Below are 22684 nucleotides of genomic sequence, written 5' to 3' on the forward strand. Positions count from 1 at the left end.
TGTTACAATCGGTAAAATAATGGTACTTTGGTTTAGTCCATTAGCATAACTCCATTAGTATGAGATTGTTCGGAGTATTCAGAGAATACGCTAATATTTGGCTTTTATTTAATGACACTTTTAAAGCTAAAAAAGCACATCATCATGATGTGCTTAAGGTTGTAACAGGTTTGATATATTTACCTTATACTATCTTAACAGCATAAGGTCACCTTTCTTCTCAATTTCATTTCCTCGTGGTCCCCTGAAATGCAGGAAGAAAAAATAAGTGCCCGCATCACAAAGTTGTCCTTTATATAGTCCATTCCAGCCAACGTCAGGCGACTGACTTTGGAAAACACGTTCTCCAAATCTGTTGTAAATACTCATGGAAAAGTTTTCGGCATTACAACGCGGTTCTATTTTGTAAATATCATTCCTGTCATCGCCATTAGGTGTAAAAGCATTGGGTATAAATGCCAGGCAATCGCAATCCTGTGTGCTGATATTTACACTGTCTGAAAATACACCACAAACATTATTGGCTATAACAGTATAAGTACCGCTTTGATTTACATTAATTGTCTCGTCGTTATTTCCTGTATTCCAGTCATAAGAGCTTAAAGGATTGGATTCTAAATGTAATTTCAATATATCTCCTTTACAAAGTAGTGTGTCGTCTTCAATAATATTTACAAACGGATTTAAATAGCTGATAGTAATTGTATCCGATTTGTCGCAACCTTCTTTAGACAACTTTACAGAATAAATCCCTTCCTTCTCCACAAGAAAAGTAGCATTATCGCTGCCGTCCTGCCAGCGATACGTTGCATCCGGATATGCGGCATCCAGCAAAATGCTGTCCTTATTACAAATAGCCGTGTCAGGGCCAAGGTCTACAGCGATATCAACAAAGTTAACTTTAAAGGTATCTATGCTTATGGTGCATACATTTGAACTGTATACCCAATAAGTACCTGTAGTTGCAACCTGTCTGTTTTGTGTTGCAATGTCATCGTTCCATAAATATTCACTAAAGCCTTGCGGTGCCGATAAAGTCAGGTTATTACCATCGCAACCAACAATATCATGCGAAGGATTAATGGTGATATCCGGTGTTAATCCATATACATTATCATTGCCAAGGCCATGTCCGTATATATTACCTGTAAAAGCCGCCCATGCAGGTTCAGGCATGGCGTTGATTACAACATTTGCAGCAGTACCGGCGCTGTTCGGGCTGTTAATGATACCGATAAAAGGATTGTTGGAATAAAAAGCAATATAGATTTTTCCGTCAGGGCCATTCCTTAAATTGGAATAGGAGTTGCCCGTTGAAAGAATGACTTTTGAAGATTCGATACTTGTGAAATTCGGGTAAGCAGCCATATCATATTGAGCCAGATTGCCCATGCCGCAAATATAAAGCTTGCTGTTGTCGGGTGAAAAGCAAGTTCCGATTCCTGAAACGGTGGCATCAATCAAGCCTGTGTTACTTACAATTCCTGTCGTATTATCAAAGGAGCCTATTTCAATGCCGGAACCTGCCATACTGTTACAATTGGCAATCTTAGTGCCATCAGGTGATATTTTTAATTGGCCTGCACTGATATTACCCGGCCATGAACCTGTAGAGGAAACAGCCGGTTGTATGCCCGTCGCATCGATTTTGAATGCACGATAAGTCGGGGAATTATTGCGATGTGTGAGCAGCCAGTAATAACACCCGGCACCTTTGGCAACAGTCATCTTTTCAGACATGGCTTCATCCAGTACAATGTTCTTTTGTCCTGCAACCACATCTCCTGTCCCGCCATTCAGCGTCATGTCAATCAGGGAATACCGTAAATAGCCGGGATAGGTGTTAGGATTTATATCTTCTGCGGCATCTAAAGTAAAAAGATAATATTGTCTATGGTTTGACGGCAATTGTACAATTGCAACGCCTTGTGCGCAGGACGCCGGAAGGCCGCCTGCAGCAGGGCCATTCCCCAAAATGCCGTCGCCATTGGGCATTACAGCGCCTGTTGCATTCCATACAGTATTGCCATTTGAGTAAAATAAAAGATTACCTAAAGAATCAGCAACCGATGCACAACCTTCTGTACTGAGATTGCTACTTTGAAAAAAAGTGGGTGGGGTAGTATTGAAATTAAGCCCGTTATTATGGCCAAATGTCCACATGTTGTTTTGGCCCTGGGCCATTGCAATAAATGGCAAAATCAAAAAAAGCGTGCAAAAGAAAGTAAAGCGATACCTAAGCATAAAAGCGTTTTTTGAAGATGAAATACTTGTGAGTAAAACTGTATTCTTCTGTCCCCACTATCATTATCCACTTCAACAAACATAATTCTAAACACTAAAATATCATAAGGGAAAAGCACTCATTATATGTAAATTGAGTGTTTTCACTTAATCTTGCTTACGGATAATATTATTCAATCAAACCCAGCTGTATTGCCACTTTCACAAGCCCTGCGGTGTTTTTTACATCCAGTTTCTGGATGAGGTTATAGCGATGGTTTTCCGCTGTCCTGTAGCTGATGAATAGTTGTTCCGATATCTCCTTGGTAGTATATTCTTTTGCAATCAATCTTATGATTTCTTTTTCCCTTTGTGTCAGTTCCGGGATTATGGATTGATGCTGGGTATCTGTTTTAAACTTAATGACGTTTTGCAGTAATTGCTCTTTTAATGTCGGGTCAATATATTCTTCACCGTTATAAATTGCTTCAATAGCATCAACGAGCATTTTGGGACCTGCACCTTTTAATAAATAACCTTTACAACCTCTGCGTAACATGGAAGTTACCATAGCAGGCGCATCAAGGCTTGTCAGCACAAGAATTTTTATATCCGGAAACTGATGGGCGATAAGCGGAACAAGGTCTTTGCCGGACACGCCGGGCAACAGAATATCCAGCAATAAAACATCGGGATTGCTGTTGGATAAACCATTCATTAAAGCATTGCCATCAGAATAAGTTCCTGTAATAAGGATATGTTTATAAGGTGAAAGCAGGCTTATCAAACCACTGATTACCATTGGATGGTCATCTGCAATCGCAATTTTTATCTTATTATTTAGCATGATGTGATTGTTATAAATTCACCTGAATAGTTACAGAAGTGCCTTTCGGATGACGTTCATGAATCTCCATTTCTCCCTTCATAACCTTAAGCCTTGATTTAATACTTTTCAATCCGATGCCTTCATTAGCAATATCATTTGTTTTAAATCCTTTACCATCATCTTCAACTGTAAGTGTAAGTATGTCCGGCCTGTAATTGAGTTGTATCAATACATTGGAAGCCGCAGCATGTTTAATGATATTCTGTATCAGTTCTTGCGTGATGCGATAGATATTGATAGATAATTCCTGATTTAAGGCCGGCGCTTCGCCGTAATGCTGAAAGGTTACGTTAAGTCTTGTGCGGTATTGGATGTTTTTACAAAAGTACAGCAAGGCCTGTGTGAGTCCATCTGCAAGCAATGTATCGGGTGCGAGATTATGTGCTGTAAGTCTCAGGTCCCTGCCTGCATTGTCCATCATCTCTTTTACTGCAATAAAATCTTCCATTTCTTCAATCTCAGGAAGTTGTGAGGGTAATGCTTCCAGATTCATTTTTACAAGTGCAAGTTGCACCATAATATCATCGTGCAATTGTCTGCCTATCCTGCTTCTTTCATTTTCTTCCGTGAGGATGGATGTTTTAAGGTTTTCAATTTCCTGTTGTTGTTCCAATGTTTCAGACTTCTGTTTCCATAGTTTTTGTTTCTGGTATAACACAAGTATAATCATGACAGAAATTACTATACAGCCGATAATAACCGCTATCCACAGGTTCCTGTTTTTTAATTTATTTTGAATGGAGAGAAAAGCCAGGCGTTCATCTGTAAGCTGTTTATCTTTCTGGGCATTGCGGTAACGTGCTTCCAGTGCATTGATAGTTTGTACGTTACTGTTATCATCCAGTTCTTTTTGCAACAATGCTGCTTTTGACCTGTACTTATAAGCATTTTTATATTGGTACGTAGAATCGTATAAATCGGCAAGGTCATTGTAAACTGAAACGGAATAATCGGAGCGTTGCGATGCATTCGTTTCATAATTTTCAGCTTGCAGCAAATAGGATTCCGAAAGCTTGTATTTCTTCAATCTTTTATAAGCATTCCCTAATCCCTGCCAGCTATTGGGAGCCGGATAGTTATTAATGGCAATTGACTGGAGAAAATAAGGTATAGCCTTTTCCGGCATGTTCTTTTTGAGATATGCTGTGCCTTTTATCTCCAATGTAAGTTTTGAAAAGCTTTCATCCGGTTTGTAAGGAATTTTATCCATTAAAGCCAGATAATATAAAGAGGAGTCCGGTTTGTTTATTTCGGTATAGACTGAAGCCAACATTGTATAAGTCTTATAAAGTTCTCCCTTCAAATTATGCTCCAGTGCTATCTTTTCAGCCGTTTTAGCATATGCGATTACTTTGTCAAATTGTTGCAGGACATAAAATACCGTTTCCAAGTTTAAGTATTTCATGACCAATACACCATCTTTCTTATGGCCTGACTGCAAATACAAATCCAACGATTTTGACAAACATATCATGGCACTGTCTGTCTGGTTCTTTTTAAGATAAACAGCGCCCATATTGTTATACCATGTTTCAACTACACTCTTGTTTCTTTTCCTTGCCCGTTCCAGATATTTTTCTGCTATTCTTAAGCAAGGAATGGCGGGGTCAACGGGTTCTTCCCTTTTTACATTGATATAAACATTGGCAGATAAAATCATGGCATTAGCCATGCCAAAGGCATAATCAAGTTGCTGGCTTTCATTAAAGATTCTTTTGAATACTCTTAAAGCACTGTCCGGATGGGTAAAAGACCATTCATAAACTTTATCATTCTCATCGTCTATCCTGTTCATTTGTGCTTCTGAAGCAACTGCATGTTCGATATATGTTCGTTCCTGCGCAGCTATTTTTGTTGTGCTGAACAAGAAACATAACAGTACTTGCAAAATACTGCAGGGTATTATATGTTTTTTAAAGCGGACAGAATATGGATAAAAGCTATATCCCATAATATTAGCATCCGAATGGTTAAACCGGTTATTGCAAAATAATATTTTTAGGATATAATCTTTAGTGTTTCCGAAAATTGAGTGTTTCCCTAATACGTGTTACTCATATTTATAAATCGGAAGAAGAATCAATAGACCAATGCAGTGTAACTTCCATGATGGCTGAGGGAGGCATCTATAGAATGACCTGAATTGATATCGAGAAGATAAGGGATGCCAAGATTGTCTTTATTCAAAGTAAGGTGTGCAGGTAATTTTATTGGTTCATTTACCTTTCTTATAAGGGTAATATTTATTTTATCATTTACAGCTTCGGGTTTCGCAACGGTATGAATATAATCCGTTTCAAAAACACTATGCGTATGATAAACTATACCTTTATGTAACACTTTACCCAAAGCCTCTTCTTGACTTATCTTATCAATAGTACAATGAAGGGAATCAGGCGCATAGCATATTTTGCCGCTGTTACGATTGAAGATTTTATAAGCGGCTTCTTTCATGCTCCAGAAAAGCCACACCATTTTTTCCTGGTCTGCTGAAAGGTATATCACGGCTTGTTCCTCTGCCGAAAAGATTTTTTGCATCCATCCTTTCCTTTGCCAGTTACTTTCCTGACGGCTTATATTCAAATCAACAATATCATTGCCAATCATCTTATTGCAATTTGGACTGAACAATTTTTATAGCTGCGCCTACCGTCAGCATTTGTTCCATTGAATCGTTATCTATTTCAATGTCGAAAGCTTCTTCTACGTCCAACACGATATCGACGAGGTTGGCAGAATTAACCTTCAGGTCTTTTATGAAATTGGAATCCATGTTCAGATTTTCCAATGCTTCCTTATCTTTTGAATAGGTTGCCAGTATTGGTTTTAGTTTTTCTATGATTTCTTCTTGTGTCATCATTTTATAAAGTTTAGTTTTTATTTATTCTCCGGGAAACCTTATAGGTTTTTAAAACCTGTAAGGTTTAATAAAAGGCTGACCCAGTAAGTTAGTCTTTATATTTTTTTAAAATGGCGCAGGCATTTACATCACCAAACCCAAAGCTTGCTTTGGCAATGATGTTTAACTCCTGTTCTATTAATTGTTGCGGAATTTTATCAGCACTTACTATGTCTGCAATATCAGGATGCAAATCTTCGCAGTTAAGGTTCGGAAACAAAAAATTGTGTTTGATTTGTAATGCAGCAGCTATGCATTCAATGCTTCCTGATGCACTTAAACAATGCCCTACATGTGATTTTAAAGCATTGATATAAGGGAAATTATTTCCGTTACGTTGCAATGCAGTTGCCCAGTTTTGTATTTCCAAAGAATCTTTTGTTGTAGCGGTAAGGTGACCGTTGATAGCATCTATCTCATCTGCATGTATGTTTGCATCTTTAAGGGCATCGGTAATGCATCGCTGAACTGCAATGCTATTGGGTGCAGTCATAGTGCCGGAGCCTCTTTGTCCTCCCGCGTTGATGGCGCCGCCTATAACTTCAGCATAGATATTTGCACCACGCTTTAAGGCATCCTCCAGATTTTCGAGCACCAAAGCACCTGCTCCGCTACCGGGTACAAAACCTGATGCTGTTGCGCTCATAGGCCTTGAGCCTTTTTCGGCATGGTCATTGTGCTTAAAGTTGCAAACCTTCATAGCGTCAAACCCGGCCCAGATATAGGGGCCGCTATCGCTGGTGCTTCCGGCCAGCATTCTCTTTGCCTTGCCTGTTTTAATGCGCTCATAACACATCAGCAGGCTTTCCGTACCTGTAGTGCAAGCCGATGAGTTTGTTGTAACCTGATTACCTAATCCTATTTTACCTGCAAGGAAGGCGCTGATGCCGCTTACCATTATCTGAACCACTGTTGTACTGCCCAATTTTTTAGTCGCGCCTTCATCGATTTTGTAAATGGCTTCCCTGAACTTTTCTACACCTGAGCTGCCATTGCCAAAAATAGTGCCGCTATCCCAATCCGGTTCATCATCTGCATTTAAAATAGTAAGACCTGCATCCTGCCATGCCTGCATTCCGGCGATGACACCGTAAATAATGCTGTTATTGTTGAAGTTGCGAAGTTCCAAAGCATCAAAATATGTGCCGATTAATGCATCACCCAATTCGGGTTTGCCACCAATACAACAAGAGAAGCCAAGCGCAGCAAGGTCCGGCTGATATTTTATACCGGAAATGCCTGACTTTACAGCTTGTTCAAAATCTGAAAGATTATTGGCATTCGGCGCCACAACGCCCATTCCTGTTATGACGACTCTATGTTGTGACATTATTTTCTTTTATTTGAATACCTGAAATCATACCATCACAAACCGTTTCACCTAAAGCGTTTTTCATCATGACTTTACACTTCAGTTTCCCGAACCTGAAATAAACCTTTTCGCTTTCTACCCATACGGTTTCATCAGGATAAACAGGTTTATAGAATTCTATATTGGTGGATGTAAGCACAAAAGGCAATTGTTGTTTCTGCCATTCATCGCCAATTAAAAATATGCCCAGACAAACCAGTCCTACCTGTGCCAGAATCTCCGTTAATATAACACCCGGAGTTATCGGATTATCAGTAAAATGTCCCTTAAAGAAATTCAAATCAGGATGCAGGTGAAAGCTTCCTGAAATATGATTTTCATCTACTTCCTGTATGTCATCCACAAAGCGGAAAGGCGCCGTGTAGGGCAATCGTTCCAATATGCTATATGTTGTTGTGTTGTTCATACACCAATGGTGTTTTAAGGAATTTGATTAATCATAATTATTTTGCACCATTTAGAAACCTATAAGGTTTTCAAAACCTTATAGGTTTACCCAAGGTCCTGAATATGTCCATCAGTTCACACACTGAATCTATCAGGTAATGTGTTCCCCGCCATCCACCGGTATAATACTTCCGTTAATCCATGCTGCTTCCTTCTTACACAGAAGGTAAACAACATTTGCAACATCTTCCGGTGTCGTCATTCTTTTAAACGGATTGCGCTTTATAGTATGGTCTTGCAGTAAATCGCTGCCCGGTATGCGCTGCATCGATTGTGTAATTGTAACACCCGCCTGGATGCAATTTGATTTGATGCCATAAGGTGCAAATTCCAGTGCCATATTCCTGACAATGGCTTCCAGAGAAGCTTTGGCAGCAGATACTGCGCCGTAATGCTTCCATGCTTTCCGGCCTCCTTCGCTTGTAAAGGCAATGACCCTTGTATCATCTGTAAGCAGCTTGGCTTCATGCAATTCCTTAACCCAATCCAGTAAACTGTAAGCCATGTATTGCATGGTTAACTGAAAATCATCTTCCGTCAATGTATCGTTCTCATTGTCAACCATTGATTTAAGGCTTCCTTTTGCAATACTGTGCAATACGCAACTGAACTTAATATTTTTCTCTCTGGCAAATGTAATAAGCAAAGCTCTCTTTTCTTTATCTAAAACATCATCATTAAAAGCATAGAAAGGAGCATTCATTTCTTTAATTTCATCAAAGGCCGTTTCTATTACTTTTATTTCCGCACGTGTATTTCTATGAAGCACAAATAGCCCCATACCATGCATAGCAAGCTTTTTGGCAGAAGCCAGGCCCAAACCGGAACTGCCGCCAAGTATCAATGCATATTGTTGAGGTTGTGCAAATTCTTTTACCATTGCAATAAAATTCTTTGTGCGGAAAAACCGGGACCAAAGCTAAGCATCAGTCCTGTATCTCCTTTCTTAATATCACTATCCAGGAAATGCTCCAATACATACAACACTGTTGCGCTCGACATATTGCCGTACTGACGCATCACTTCTTTTGTTACATCAATATTCTTGCCCATGTCCGAGAATAATGATTCCACCATTTGTATAATCTTTTTACCGCCGGGATGAAATATCAGATGGTCAATATCGCTTATGGTCTTATTATTTTTCTGCAAAAAAGGTAACAATATATCTTCAAAATGCGCTGCAATTTTCTCAGGAACTTCAATATCCAGCACCATTTTCAATCCTGTATCGGTTAAATCAAAACCCATCATTTGTTCCGCATCATAAAAATGATACATGCCTTCATCTATTATTTCAGGGCCTTCGTCGGCATCATGAGAAGATAAAAGCACGCAGGAAGCGCCATCTCCGAATATCGCTGCACTTACCACATTTGTCATCGAAAAATCATTCAGCTGAAAGGTACAGGTGGGTGATTCAACAGCCACTACTGCCGCACGTTTACCGGGATTGGATTTCAGGAAGTTCTTAGCATATATCAAAGCTGAAATACCTGCAGCGCAACCCATTTCCGTTACCGGAAGCCTGATAATATCCTGACGTAAATTCAATTTATTGATAAGATACGCATCCAGCGAAGGTATCATAATGCCGGTACAACTCACGGTTATAATATAGTCCAATGTTTCCGGTGCCCAGGATGCTTTTTCCAATGCTGAGGTCATACAGGCTGTTCCGAGTTTGATGGATTCACGCATGTATATCCTGTTCCTTTTTTCAAAAGAAGTTTCGCTGAAAACATCATCGGGCGGCATCATGGCGTATCTTTTATCTACCGCTGCATTTTCAAATATCTTTTTCACTTTGCGTACAAACCTTTCTTCCTGGCCCACAAGCCATTTGTCGAGATATGGGATTATCTCGGGTGTCGTTCTCGTGTATTCCGGTAATGCCTTTGCCGCTGCTTTTATTTTTACTTTCATAGTTTGTTGATAATCCATTGATACCGGAAAGCCCATTTCCATTGAATGGTATAAGATTCCAATTTCAGTTTTTCGGAAAACAGTTTTAATTCCTTTCTTTTAAATCCTCGTTTGATGCTTATCTTGCCATCGTTCTTATTCATATTTCCCAATCCTGTAATGGAAGAAAGCCATGTGAAAAGCAGGTAAGAAAGATTGCTTCTTTCCAGGTCGTTTATAATAATAGCCAATTTCACATTCGCCTTTGTCTTATTGATTAAGCTTATTATCTCCTCATCCGAAAAATGATGCAATGTCAGGGTGAAAAGTACAATATCATAATTATCCATTTCAAAATCAGGATGTAAAATATTGCTGCAGCTGTACGATATTTCAGGATATGCTGCAGAAAGCTCTTTGCCGTATTGTATGGTACATTCATTCGCATCAATTCCATGCAACCTGAAATGCAGGTTTTCCTTGCGCCCCATATCCGCAACTGCCCTCAACATATCTCCATTTCCGCAACCAATATCTGCGATGCTTATTATTCTGCCGGGCGCTTTTTTAGCAATCGATTTTACCGCATCAAGAACAGAATTATTACCACCCAAAACCCGGTTAATCCAGGCTATCTTGTCCAGCGATGTTTTCAATTCTTCACCATCCATGCTAAAATCATCCATTATCTCCGTTTCCTTACTCCTGTATTTCATATTCATAAGCTGAAGCTATGGTTATTGGTTTCCCGTGTGTCCTTTTGATAACAGTATTCAATAATTTCGGGAACATGGTCAAGGCTAAAGATGCCAGCTTTACACTGGATGGTTTCTGTAGTAAAGATGCAATCCATTTGCCTGTTTTAATCCTCGTTAAAAAAATATGGTTCCATTCTTTGGTATAACGTTCCTCCATTTCCTTTCTTGATAACTTGTTGTTGGCAAAAGCAATTACAGCCTCGCTTGCAAGTTTTGCACTATGAATGGCCATTGCCATGCCATTGCCACACAATGGGTGTATCAGTCCCGCAGTATCTCCCATCATCAGCATATGGTTTTCCACCGCATCTTTTCTTTCAAATGAAATCTGGCTGATAGTTAACGGTTTTTCAAACACAGACACGCAATCGTTAAATATCCTTGCCAGCACAGGGTTTTTGCATAAGATTTGTTCCCTGTGTTCTTTGATATCTTTATATTTTTTAAAAGAATCGTATGCCACAAGGTAACAGATATTGATAGCTCCATCCTCTGTTTTTGATACGCCGCAATAACCTCCTTCGAAGCAATGCAAGCCTACTATATGTTCTGCATGCGCGCCTTTGTAATGTTCCTTTACGGCAAGCCAGGGCGATTTTTTGTGGGTGAAATTTCTTTCCATTTTTATATCCAGTACCGAACGTTTGCCATAGGCTGCCAATACAATATCTGCATAGAAAACCTCACCCGAAGCCGTAAGAACCTGAAAGGTGTCTTCGCTATATTTCACTTCCATAACCTGCCCTGTAACAATATTGCAGCTATTTTCGATTGCTTTATCATACAGAAATTTGTCAAAAGCATACCTGCTCAATCCGAAACCTCCCAAAGGTAATTTTGCAATGAACTTTTTCCCTGACTCAGTACTGAATTCAAGATGTGTAATTTCCGCCGGATTTAAAATCGAAGGGTCTGCATCCAGCCATTGAAGATAGGGCAGCACTTCATTTGAAATATATTCACCGCAAACTTTGTGATGCGGATAAGTATCTTTTTCTATCAGCGTCACATCAAGACCCTGTTTCCGTAAATGTATCGCACTTGTCAGTCCTGCCAATCCGCCACCAATAATAAGTACTTTTTGTTGCATGCATTTTGCTTGTTACGACTAAATTACAAATACAAATGATAATGGTTGATTGTATCCGTAAAATAATGCAACATTATCTGTATCTGTGTGTTAGTTAAGAAACAAAAGCTATGTTCGGTAAAATAAAGGACTTTATTCATCTGCTGAAAAATATAGACGTTGAAGCCCTCAATAAGCTGGCTGAAAAAGTCGATTTACCTGCTGTAATGGAATCTGTATCGAAGTTGAATGATGTGCAGCTTGCGGGGCTTATGAAAATGCTGCAACATGGTAATGGTGCTAAAAGAGTATTACCGCCGGTTGATGGTGATTTTTATGACATAAGTCATTCGTTGAACGATGAAGACCGCGCCCTGCAACTGAAAGTACGGGCTTTTATGGAAAATGAGATACAGCCTATAGTAAATGAATATTGGCTGAAAGCCGAATTTCCGTTTGAAATTATTCCCAAATTAGCCGCTTTGAATATATGCGGGCTCACCTATGAAGGTTATGGCTGTCCCAATCGTTCTTTTCTTATGGAAGGCATTGTGGCAATGGAAATGGCGAGGATAGATACTTCTATTTCTACTTTTTTTGGTGTACAAAGTGGTCTGGCAATGGGCTCCATTTATTTGTGCGGTTCTGAAACACAAAAGCAAGAGTGGTTGCCGGGCATGCAACAGTTAACAATTATGGGAGCTTTTGGTCTTACGGAACCGGAAGTGGGGTCGGGTGCTGCAGGAGGGTTGACAACTACTGCAAAAAGAGAAGGTGATACATGGATATTGAATGGCCAGAAGAAATGGATTGGCAATGCGACTTTTGCAGATGTAATAATAATATGGGCAAGGGATTTGGATGATAATGAAGTGAAAGGTTTTCTTTTAAGGAAAGGTACACCCGGATTCACTGTGGAGAAAATGCATGATAAAATGGCTTTACGGATTGTACAGAATGGCCTTATCACGTTGACAGACTGCAAGATTGCCGAATCAGACAGGTTGCAACATGCGGATTCATTTAAAGACACAGCGAAAGTATTAAAAATGACACGTGCAGGCGTGGCCTGGCAAGCCGTTGGCTGCGCAAGAGGCGCTTATGAACATGCTTTGAAATATACAAGAGAAAGGGAACAATTCGGCAAGCCGATTGCTTCTTTTCAGTTGATACAAAACCATCTGGTTGAAATGCTCTCCAATCTTACCGCTATGCAAACGATGTGTTTCCGTTTATCGGAATTGCAGGATAATGATTTGCTGAAAGATGAACATGCTTCACTTGCCAAAGTCTTTTGTTCCCTGCGTACCAGAGATGTGGTAAGTAAAGCAAGGGAAGTGATGGGCGGAAACGGCATTTTGCTGGAATACAATGTGGCGAGATTTGTTGCGGATGCAGAGGCTATTTATTCATATGAGGGCACCAAGGAAATCAATTCATTGATTGTGGGAAGGGCTATTACCGGTTTTAGCGCGTTTGTGTAAATAAGCGATAGGTTTTACCGATCTTTATTTTTTAGTGACGATGGGTTTTACCCATCGCTGATTTGTGTCGCCCTTTCAGGGCTTTTATTTGCATATTTACTAATATTTAATAAGGTATCTTCCCGCAAGCTGCGGCTTCCTATCAGGAAACCCTGATAACCTCTTGTAACCTCCGGCATCTCATCGGGAAAGGCCGATAACATCCCGCAACCTCGCGCATCCAACCGGGAAACCCCGACACCTTCCCGCAGACTGCAGCACTTCATCGGGTAATCCCGAAACCTTCACGCAAGCTACGGCATCATGTCGGGAAGGCACGACACCTTCCCGCAGACTGCGGCAACATATCGAGAAAGGCCGATAACGTCCCGCAACCTCGCGCATCCAATCGGGAAACCCCGATAACGTCCCGCAACCTCACGCATCCAATCGGGAAACCCCGATGGCGTCCCGCAGGCTGCGGGATATTGACAATCAATGATTTAGTTGTTTTTGTGTTTTTTTACTTCACAGGCTCCTTATGCAAGTATTTCATCAGGTTCTGCTGAAACTCCATTTTGGTATCCATAAATCCATGTGCATTTACCCAGACATTCAGCATGACTTTATAACCACCATCAGATTCTATAGATGAAATACCGATTCTTCGTGGAGGGTCATTCAACAAATTGGGCGTTTCTGCAATCGCTTTATCAATTTTTTCCTTTACGTCTTCAAATTTATCTGAATTGCTGAATTTCAATTCAATATCCATTCTTCTTTTACCCGTTTTACTGATGTTGACAATAACTTCATTGGATAATTTGCTATTTGGAATAATGACGGTCTGATTGTCAAAGGTGGTAACAATCGTATAGAAAATCTGAATGGAAGTAACAGACCCTTCCTGGCTTTGTGCAATTATATTATCGCCCACTTCAAATGGACGTAATATCAGTATAAGGATGCCGCTGGCAAAATTTTGCAAAGTACCCGATAACGCCAGTCCGGCAGCAACACCAAAGGCAGCTATCAATGCAGCGAAAATGGTGAGCTGAATACCCATAATCTGCATTACACCAATAATCAGCAATATGCGTAATGTGGTAATGGCAATGCTAATCAGGAATGGCTTTAAAGTAGGATTGATATTCCTTTTATGAAGCAGGGATGTCAATGATTTTGACAGGAGTTTTATTAGCCACCAACCCAAAAACAATACGAGTATGCCTACAAGAATGGCCGGTCCTCTTACAACCACTAATTGTGTTAATGCATTATAGACTTTTTCTGCTTTCATAAACAGATAAACAACAATGGAAATGATATTGTTTAACTTTCTGCAAAAAGATTCAGGCTTTTAAAAGCCTGAATCTTTTTTACATTAACCGATACAGCAACTAATCAATTTTTGGTGCAGGAATATCAGCGCCACCCTGGTGAAACATCATTTTGGTAATTTTGCCACCCTCCGTAATAAACTCCATATGGGCATCTACTACTTTTACGAAAAATTTGTCGGGAGCATACGCATAAATAGGAAACTTATTTTGCCCAGTGGCTTGTGCATATAATTGTGTTCCTTCTTTTGTAACTGTTAATATAAATTCTTCGTCCAGTTTATATTGACCGGTATAAGCAGATAATGTGTTTTCAGGCAATTTTATTTCATTATAAACCGGTGCAGCCGGTATGGGTTTCCCATCCATTATAAGTCTTATTTCTTTTGTGGGAATAACTCCGGGGCCATTTTGCAATAGTATAATGGTTTTATGGCTGGTCATATTTCTTTCTATATAAGTAATGTAACCGGGCCATCCGCCACTGTGCGAAACGATTTTAGTGCCATCGGGTTTGTCTTTTATAAACCAGCCGAAGCCATAATTAGTGGGTGTTCCGTCATTCAGTTTTCCGGATTCGAATATCGTTTTCATTACTGTGGCGGGTAAAAGTTTATTGGTATAAAGGGCATCGTCCCATTTCAATAAATCGTTAACGGTGGAATTTACGCATCCGTCACCCACTATGCCATCGAAGTTGTAAACGTATTGTGTGTACATATAACTGTCAGGCAATACCAATTTGTTTAGGGAATCATCCATTACATAGCCAAAGGCATAATTGTCAACTTTCTTGGGAGCGTATCTTCTGTTATATACAAAGCTGTGATCCATTTTTAACGGTTTGAAGATGTTCTTTTGCAGGTAATCGCCGAAAGACATGCCGGAAGCTCTTTCAATAATGCTTGCCAGAAGCGCGTATCCGGTATTGGAATACTCGTGTTTGCTTCCTGTTGTGAAAAGCAAGGCGGGTTTATATTGTACAAATTTTTTAATGACGTCGCCATTATTGGCAATTTTATGTTCGTCCCAATCCATCCACATAGAATCAAGCTGCATGTAATCGGGTATGCCGGAAGTATGGTAAATCAGGTTGCTGATGGTGATGTTTTTGTAAAAATTCAGTTCAGGTATGTATTTTGTAAAATCATCGTCAACATTCAGTTTGCCTTGCTGCTGTAACAAGGCAATTGCCATAGCGGTAAATTGTTTGGAACAGGATGCCAGTTCAAATATGGAGTTTTCATTAAGTGGCGCTTTGGTGGTTTGATTGGCGAACCCAAAACTTTTTTCGTACAAAACTTTGCCGTTTTCGGCCAGTAATACATTGCCGTTGAATTTCCCTGTTGCGTGTAAGCTGTTGAACAGGCTGTCTGCGGTTTGAGTTAATGTATTGCTTTGCGCTTTTGTGCCGGTGGCAAAAAGCAGGATGTAAATAATTGTAAGGTGGATTAGCTTTTTCATTGTCGTTTTGTTTTTATACCACAAAGAAAATCACACCGGAAACCTTAATTGCTTACTTTTCCACAAACAAGGTTTGTATATTGACATAAAGCCAGGAATTATGAAAAGGGTAGTGTGCGGCTTGTTTTGTCAACGAAATCCGGCTTTTTGTCCAAATTGCAAAAAATATAAAGAATTTGTTTTTGAAATTTGACCTTATGTTACAATGGATAAATAAATATGGCATCAGGATTTTGCTGAATGTTTGTGCGTGGGGGCTTATCTTCAATGCTTCCTATAATAACAGCTTCAATTATCAACCGGCGGAAGGGATGCGCGACATGTTTACGTTGCATGCTGTCTGCTATAATCTGTTATTCCTGATAGCCAGCAGCATCAATACGTTTTGGCTCATGCCAAAATATTTTCTTGAAAAGCGATACAAAATTTATATTCCTGCTTTTATAGTGCTGTTACTATGTTTTACAGTTATAATGAGCAATTATAATAACTGGATAGTGCAAAAGTTTCCGGGTGTAGGCGAGAATTTTACATCTATCGGTATTGGTTTAAAGGGTTCCGGCCTTGGCTGGGTCGATTACTACTTTTCTGTAATACCTTCCTTGTTCTTCCTGCTTTTTACATTCGCTATCGGATATCTTACGCAACAATATTTCAGGGTTAAAAGGCAACAGGAAATAATAGGAAAGAAACAGACGGAATCGGAACTGAGTTTACTGAAATCGCAAATAAACCCGCATTTTCTGTTTAATGTATTAAACAGCATTTATGCGCTTTCACTTAAAAAATCGGATAAGACACCTGAAATCGTTTTGAAACTTTCAGACATATTGAGGTATATGCTTTATGAGACGAAACAGGAGAAGGTACCGCTGGAGAAGGAAATTGACATGATTGAGAATTATATTGAAATAGAAAAAATCAGAATTGGCAGCCAGCAGCAGATTTCGCTTGAAATCAAAGGTGCTTTTGATTCTTATATCATTGCTCCGGTTATATTGATTCCTTTTGTGGAAAATGCCGTAAAGCACGGACTGGATTCCATGAGCGAAAATGCTTTTGTAAACATAAAGATTCAGATTGAGCAAGGGATCCTGAAATTTTATTGCAGTAATAATTATAAAGAAAATAATATCAAAAGGCCCGGTGGCATTGGCCTGGAGAATGTCCGGAAAAGATTGGAATTGCTTTATCCCGGTAAACACAACTTACTGATAAAGAACGAAAATGCTATTTTTACCGTAACCTTAAACCTGACATTGAACTGACGAACCTTTATGTTTCTCAGACCCTGAATACTAAAAAAACTTACCAATGAAATGTCTGATAGTAGATGATGAGCTATTGGCTCAGGAAGTAATTGAATCTTATATAGAGAAGGTGGATTCCCTGCAGCTTGCAGGTAAATGCAATAATGCATTGCAGGCTTTCGCAGCGCTCAACCGTGAACCGATTGACCTGATGTTTCTGGATATAAAAATGCCGGAAATGACGGGACTTGAATTGCTACGTACGTTGAAAAACCCGCCTAAAGTCATTATTACAACTGCATTTCATGAGTATGCGCTGGATGGTTTTGAACTCGATGTGGTCGATTATTTATTGAAGCCTGTTTCTTTTAACCGCTTTTTAAAAGCCATACATAAGGTTAAGGTGAATAAAGAGCCTGTTGCTGAAATCAAGGAGGAGCATAATATTCCGGAAGCTTTTTATGTGCGCAGCGATCGGAAACTGATTAAAATAAACCCGATGGAAATCATTTATATTGAAGCACTTAAGAACTATTTGTGTATCTATACTTTAAGCCAGAAAGTAATCATCCATAGCACGATGGTCTATCTGGAAGAACAACTCAAGTCTCATGCATTCATACATCGGGTTCATAAATCTTTTCTTGTCAACAGGCATTTTATAAAAGAAATTGACAATGGAATACTTAAGATGAATAATGGTAGTGAAATTCCTTTGGGTGGTTTATACAGAGATGCATTTTTAGAGGAAATGCGTATTCTGTAAGTGTGTTTATTTGCTGTGGTTTTCCAAAACATAGCATTAACTCCACCCTTACAAACGCTCTCCGCTCCGCCATTTTCTTTCATTTCATTGCGAAAAATAGCTCCGGTCGGGATGAAGAAAAAGATGTGAAATAGTATTAATTAAAAACCCGACCTGTTATTACAGATCGGGTTTTTAATTCTAATTTTCATCTACGCCTACCGTTATACTTGTCGGTCCGCTATCGCCTTTCACATCTGTGTTAACCTTGGGCGGCTGTGTGCCGAACTTCCATGTGTTATTATCAGGTGTGCGGTCAATCAGTTTATTATATGGGTCAAGGCCTGCGCTGACTGGTTTTTCATTTACAATGAATTCAAAAGTTTTAACCGGCTGATCCATTTTTATTTTTTGTAACATCAACTCTTTGTCCACGCTTTTACCATTTTTCATCTGTGTGCTGAAAATACCGATGTCCATATAATCAGCTACCGGAATCTTGGTGTTTTTACCTACACTGTCTGAACGGAACTTCACGCTTCCCACGGTCAATTTCACTTTGTACTTTCCATCAGCAGTCTTGGTATAGCTAAGGTTTTGCACATAGTTTTCGTACATCGTAATGGTTTCAAACATATCGTGAATGATATATTTCAGGCTGTCAGGAGTTGCAGCGCGTAAGTAGCTTACAAATTCAACGGAGTTGGTATAAGGCGGCTCCTGGAATTTTGTATGATTCAGATAATCTCTTACTGCTTTATTCAAAACGGCTTCTCCGAGATAGTCTTTCATGGAATACATGATGACACTGCCTTTGTTGTAATGGATGTATTGCTGGTTTTCTCCAAGCATTAAAGGCAATTCTTTCTGACGTTCCTGTGTCCTTTCTCTTAAATAAATGTCCATTTCATATTTAAGGAACTTCTTCATGGCCTGAGGACCATATTCTTTTTCCATGACCATTAATGCGCTGTACTGGCTCATGGTTTCGGACATCAGAGTGCTTCCCTGTACATTACCGCCAATTACCTGATGCGCCCACCACTGATGCGCTACTTCATGTGCGGTTACATAAAACGGAACGTCAATTTTCTCATTGTTTTTATCATCCACTTTTGCAATGAAACCAATAGACTCAGAAAAAGGAATCGTATTAGGGAATGATTGCGCAAAGGATTGATAACGCGGAAACTCAAGAATACGAACCTGTCTATGTTGGTAAGGGCCAAAGTTTGCAGTATAATAATCCAATGATTTCTTGATGCTGTTCACCATTCTGTCAAGATTGTATTCATGGCCTTTATGGTAATAGATCTCGATATTCACATCGTGCCATTTATCGCGTTTCACCTGATAATCTGCACTTAAATAAGAGTAGAAATTCAGAATCGGGCTGTCCATTTTATAGTGGAAATAATGACGTCCGTCCTTTATCCAGTCTTTTTGCAAATAACCGGGCGCTACTGCAATCTGGCCTTCATCTGTACTTACGGTAGTTTCAAATTGAATCCAGTCGGCATCATTTGAAATATAAGTATTCATACGTGCCAGGGAATCATCTACTTTCGCCATTCTTGGTTTTGCCTTCAGTCCGTATTTTTTACGTGCCGCGTTAGAACCAAGCTCTGCATCAGGATTGTAGCCAATAGATGGAAATACCTGATTGTTGAAGAAAGTACCATTATATACAATGTCCGTCTCTGTATTGTCGTTTTCAAAACCAACAGGCTTGTATTGAATTTCGAATGTAAACAGAATAGAATCACCAAGTTGAACCGAATTCGTAAATTTCACCAGCTTAACACCATTCTTTTTATCATCTTTAATAAGAGAAAATGCGACGGCAGGTTCCATCTTGAGATAGTGGTAATCGTTGTTATCGCCACCTATATAGTTGATGAAAAGCGTATCCACCGGGAATGCATGTTTGTTTTTAAGGTAATAAGTACCTTTTACATGAACACTTCTTTCTTTAGGGAAAATATCAACATTGGTATTGGAGGCAATAATTCTTAATTGTGGTGTGTTTTGATATCTTTTATATGTTTTTTCAAACGCAACCTGATCCAGTTCGTTGTCTTTTGGCGTACGGAAATGATGCAATACTTTGGTATTATAATAAATATACCCGCCCGCACTAACTGCAATCAACATACAGATAAGCAATGCCAACTTATGTTTCATGCCGAAGGATGATTTAGATAATCTGAATCTTGCTTTCAGGCCTTTTTCTTTTCCGCGTGCAAAAAACAATAAAGCAAATAATACCACTATCAATGTAATGCTTAACCAGTAAGTTTTGTACAGCATGAAGGTTCCCACAATATGACCAAATCCATTCATGTCGGAATAAGGCATCATTGGTCCGCTTGAATTGAACAGGTATAGTTTGTTATTCCATTCCAGCAGATTGAAAACAATATTGATGAACATGGTAGGTACCAATGAAATAAAGAATCCGAGGTACTTGTTGGGAGTAACTATCTGTACTGCCAGACAAAGGCCTATAGTAATTATCCAGCTTATTAACCTGAACCCAAAAAGGCTTTTAATGTAAACCAAAGGTTGAACATTAAAGTATCCGGTAGAAAACTGAATCAATATTCCTGTTACCATTATAACAGCAAGCAGTGTAATAACCACATAAATCAGGCCGATATATTTTGAAAAGAACAGAATACCATTACTTACAGGCGTTGCTCCTATCAGTTCATCTGCTTTATGTTCTCTTTCTCTCCAGATAATATTTCCGGAAAAGAATACAATGATGATAAGGATAAAGAATTGGAAAATACTACTTACGCTTTCAAGGATTTCATAAGTTACCGGATAGGTTTCTGTGGCATAGATGGAACCCATGAATTGTGCGATACTAAACATCATTACAGCGCCTAAAGAGCAGATGATAATGAAGAAAGTTGTCCGTGTCATTTTTGAATATTCAAACTTTGCCAGATAGAACAATTGTTTCCGGTTCTCTTTACTTGAAAAATGCTGGGTAACTTTTGGCAATAATGCAAGCGATTGTAAAGGACTTGGTTCTTCTCTTGTTTCTTCCCTGTTTTTTCTTTTAAAGATTGAAATAGGTGTAAGAAACTGACTGAAGCTGAATTTGAAAAAACTGACAAACGTTATCAGCAACCCGATTCCCAACCATAGCATTCTATTTATAAGCAAGCTGCCTTCCAGCGGAATCATTCTTGTGTTCTGATCACTTGGTGTCCAATATTGCGTTACATATCTAAGGGCTTCGCTTCCGAATGGTTCCCAGATAGCTGCAGTAGCTTTATTGTCAATATCCGCAGTGATGGTGGAAGTGATAGATTGAATAACAAGCAGGACTATGCAGAATAAATAAGCGATAAGCGTATTGCGTGTAAAAGTAGTAAGCGAAAAGAAAATGACTCCCAGTAACAATACATTAGGTACGGTAAATATCAGGAAGGGCTGCAGAAAATTCATAAGCTGGAATGTGCCCATGTGCGGTGTTCCCATTCCAAACAAACAACCAACATAATAGCCTATAACTTGTGCTGAAAATACAAATAGTGCAGTTACGAATGCAGATAGAAATCTTCCGAAAAAGTAACTTGCTTTGGTGATAGGTTTTGTGAAATAAAAAGGATGTGTATTGTATTCATAATCTTTATGAATGCCTGTTGCCATAACTGCTACCAGAATCACGCCATTCACCAGGCCCAGGATGTTATCATTCAAACTCACAATAACATCTGCAACGGCAGATGCAGAATTGCCAATAGTATTTGTATCACCTGTGGCAATATTGAAAACGCCTGCTATTACAAGCCCCAACAGGAGCGTAAGGATAAAAAATATTCCAAAGAATATATATGTCTGTGGCTTTTTAAAGTTGAGCCTCAGGTCGAATAAAAAGATTTCTTTAAACATGGCTCTTTAGTTTTTGGTAATGGTAGAGAAATAAACATCTTCCAATCCTGCCGGAATCTGTTCGAAACCACTGCCGGGATTGTTGTCGGCATACACATGAATGGTTAATTTTCCATCGACCATGTGTGAGGATATCACCTGCATGTTTTGACGGTAGTCATTTACCTCATTCTTGTCTATATCCTTTCTCCAGATCTTATGCTGAACAGATGCTACAGCTTCGTCGGGCGTGCCTTGTAACATAATTGTGCCTTTATTCATCACCACCATTTGCTTACACAAATTCTTTACATCGTCTACTATATGTGTTGAAAGAATAACAATCACCTGTTCGCCTATTTCACTTAGCAGATTATGAAAGCGGTTACGTTCCATAGGATCCAGTCCGGCAGTCGGCTCATCTACAATAACCAATTTAGGATTGCCCAGCAATGCCTGCGCAATGCCAAAGCGCTGACGCATACCACCGGAATATTCACTCACACTGCGTTTGCGGGCTTCAAACAAATTAGTTTGTTGTAATAAAGCATCTACAATTTCTTTACGTTCACCTTTATTCGTAATGCCTTTTAATACTGCGAAGTGATTTAACAGATTCAATGCCGATACTTTCGGATAGAATCCGAAATCTTGCGGCAAATAGCCTAATGTTTTTCTTAATTCGGTTTTCTCTTTCAAAACATCAATATTGCCCAAAGTAATGCTTCCGCTATCAGGATCCTGTAATGCGGCAATGGTGCGCATCAGTGTCGATTTGCCGGCGCCATTCGGACCCAGCAGTCCAAACATGCCTTTGCCAATATTCAGGTTAATGTCATTCAAGGCCTTTAAGCCATTTGGGTAAGTCTTGCTTACGTTTGAAATGATGAGTTGCATATAGAAGATGAATTAAATTGTTTGATAAATAATAAATCGTGTGAACATTTAAGATGTTACAAGATAATTGTTTTA

At 39.3% G+C, this 22684-nt stretch carries 19 protein-coding genes; 3 read left to right on the forward strand and 16 right to left on the reverse strand.

The features are described 5' to 3' along the window. Window positions 1-189 precede the first annotated feature (189 nt). The 11 genes from F0919_RS15695 to F0919_RS15745 form a co-directional block, all read right to left on the reverse strand. Window positions 190-2244, reverse strand: coding sequence for a gliding motility-associated C-terminal domain-containing protein (locus F0919_RS15695; RefSeq protein ID WP_150033742.1), 2055 nt, complete (start codon window positions 2242-2244; stop codon window positions 190-192). A 169-nt stretch (window positions 2245-2413) separates the two neighbouring features. Then, complete coding sequence (locus F0919_RS15700) at window positions 2414-3070, reverse strand: response regulator (protein ID WP_150033743.1); 657 nt, start codon at window positions 3068-3070, stop codon at window positions 2414-2416. Between the two features lie 10 nt (window positions 3071-3080). Then, window positions 3081-5000 (reverse strand): tetratricopeptide repeat-containing sensor histidine kinase, encoded by a 1920-nt coding sequence (locus F0919_RS15705; RefSeq protein ID WP_190277411.1) that lies wholly within the window; start codon window positions 4998-5000, stop codon window positions 3081-3083. Window positions 5001-5191: 191 nt separating this feature from the next. Next, a complete protein-coding gene (locus F0919_RS15710; protein ID WP_150033745.1) occupies window positions 5192-5719 on the reverse strand; it encodes a 4'-phosphopantetheinyl transferase family protein in 528 nt (175 codons plus the stop codon). Between the two features lies 1 nt (window position 5720). After that, window positions 5721-5972 (reverse strand): acyl carrier protein, encoded by a 252-nt coding sequence (locus F0919_RS15715; RefSeq protein WP_235903525.1) that lies wholly within the window; start codon window positions 5970-5972, stop codon window positions 5721-5723. 88 nt (window positions 5973-6060) lie between these two features. Continuing rightward, window positions 6061-7341 (reverse strand): beta-ketoacyl-[acyl-carrier-protein] synthase family protein, encoded by a 1281-nt coding sequence (locus tag F0919_RS15720; RefSeq protein ID WP_150033746.1) that lies wholly within the window; start codon window positions 7339-7341, stop codon window positions 6061-6063. Beyond that, window positions 7328-7789 (reverse strand): 3-hydroxyacyl-ACP dehydratase FabZ family protein, encoded by a 462-nt coding sequence (locus F0919_RS15725; protein WP_150033747.1) that lies wholly within the window; start codon window positions 7787-7789, stop codon window positions 7328-7330. Before F0919_RS15725 ends, F0919_RS15720 begins: the two co-directional genes overlap by 14 nt. A 132-nt stretch (window positions 7790-7921) precedes the next feature. Further along, entirely contained in the window at window positions 7922-8710 is a 789-nt protein-coding gene (locus F0919_RS15730) for an enoyl-ACP reductase FabI (RefSeq protein ID WP_150033748.1), read from the reverse strand. Further along, window positions 8704-9756: a type III polyketide synthase gene (locus tag F0919_RS15735; protein WP_150033749.1), complete on the reverse strand. Its 1053-nt coding sequence runs from the start codon at window positions 9754-9756 to the stop codon at window positions 8704-8706. The genes F0919_RS15730 and F0919_RS15735 overlap by 7 nt, the downstream gene beginning before the upstream one ends. After that, a complete protein-coding gene (locus F0919_RS15740) occupies window positions 9753-10451 on the reverse strand; it encodes a methyltransferase domain-containing protein (protein ID WP_235903526.1) in 699 nt (232 codons plus the stop codon). The genes F0919_RS15735 and F0919_RS15740 overlap by 4 nt, the downstream gene beginning before the upstream one ends. Beyond that, the gene (locus tag F0919_RS15745; protein WP_150033750.1) at window positions 10435-11583 is read right to left on the reverse strand and encodes an NAD(P)/FAD-dependent oxidoreductase; all 1149 of its coding nucleotides are present in this window, start codon (window positions 11581-11583) and stop codon (window positions 10435-10437) included. The genes F0919_RS15740 and F0919_RS15745 overlap by 17 nt, the downstream gene beginning before the upstream one ends. Window positions 11584-11693: 110 nt before the next feature. Here F0919_RS15745 and F0919_RS15750 point away from each other — a divergent pair, with 110 nt between their 5' ends. Beyond that, window positions 11694-13046, forward strand: coding sequence for an acyl-CoA dehydrogenase family protein (locus F0919_RS15750; RefSeq protein ID WP_150033751.1), 1353 nt, complete (start codon window positions 11694-11696; stop codon window positions 13044-13046). Window positions 13047-13093: 47 nt separating this feature from the next. On the opposite strand, the gene F0919_RS15755 is transcribed toward F0919_RS15750, so the two are convergent. From F0919_RS15755 to F0919_RS15765, 3 genes are all read right to left on the reverse strand, one after another. Next, the gene (locus tag F0919_RS15755; RefSeq protein WP_150033752.1) at window positions 13094-13312 is read right to left on the reverse strand and encodes a hypothetical protein; all 219 of its coding nucleotides are present in this window, start codon (window positions 13310-13312) and stop codon (window positions 13094-13096) included. A gap of 236 nt (window positions 13313-13548) precedes the next feature. Then, the gene (locus F0919_RS15760; RefSeq protein WP_150033753.1) at window positions 13549-14325 is read right to left on the reverse strand and encodes a mechanosensitive ion channel family protein; all 777 of its coding nucleotides are present in this window, start codon (window positions 14323-14325) and stop codon (window positions 13549-13551) included. Between the two features lie 100 nt (window positions 14326-14425). Beyond that, window positions 14426-15829, reverse strand: coding sequence for a serine hydrolase (locus F0919_RS15765; protein ID WP_150033754.1), 1404 nt, complete (start codon window positions 15827-15829; stop codon window positions 14426-14428). Between the two features lie 197 nt (window positions 15830-16026). Between F0919_RS15765 and F0919_RS15770 the strand changes: the two genes are divergently transcribed. Both F0919_RS15770 and F0919_RS15775 read left to right on the forward strand, forming a co-directional pair. Next, window positions 16027-17097 carry a sensor histidine kinase gene (locus F0919_RS15770; protein WP_150033755.1) on the forward strand — a complete coding sequence of 357 codons (1071 nt, stop codon included), beginning with the start codon at window positions 16027-16029 and terminating at the stop codon, window positions 17095-17097. A gap of 46 nt (window positions 17098-17143) precedes the next feature. Continuing rightward, window positions 17144-17845, forward strand: coding sequence for a LytR/AlgR family response regulator transcription factor (locus tag F0919_RS15775; RefSeq protein ID WP_150033756.1), 702 nt, complete (start codon window positions 17144-17146; stop codon window positions 17843-17845). A gap of 180 nt (window positions 17846-18025) precedes the next feature. Here the strand turns inward: F0919_RS15775 and F0919_RS15780 are convergent, their stop codons facing one another. Next, window positions 18026-21733 carry an ABC transporter permease/M1 family aminopeptidase gene (locus F0919_RS15780; protein WP_150033757.1) on the reverse strand — a complete coding sequence of 1236 codons (3708 nt, stop codon included), beginning with the start codon at window positions 21731-21733 and terminating at the stop codon, window positions 18026-18028. A 6-nt stretch (window positions 21734-21739) separates the two neighbouring features. Then, window positions 21740-22609 carry an ABC transporter ATP-binding protein gene (locus tag F0919_RS15785; RefSeq protein WP_150033758.1) on the reverse strand — a complete coding sequence of 290 codons (870 nt, stop codon included), beginning with the start codon at window positions 22607-22609 and terminating at the stop codon, window positions 21740-21742. Window positions 22610-22684: the final 75 nt, after the last annotated feature.

Source organism: Taibaiella lutea, from assembly GCF_008629695.1.
GTDB lineage: Bacteria > Bacteroidota > Bacteroidia > Chitinophagales > Chitinophagaceae > Taibaiella > Taibaiella lutea.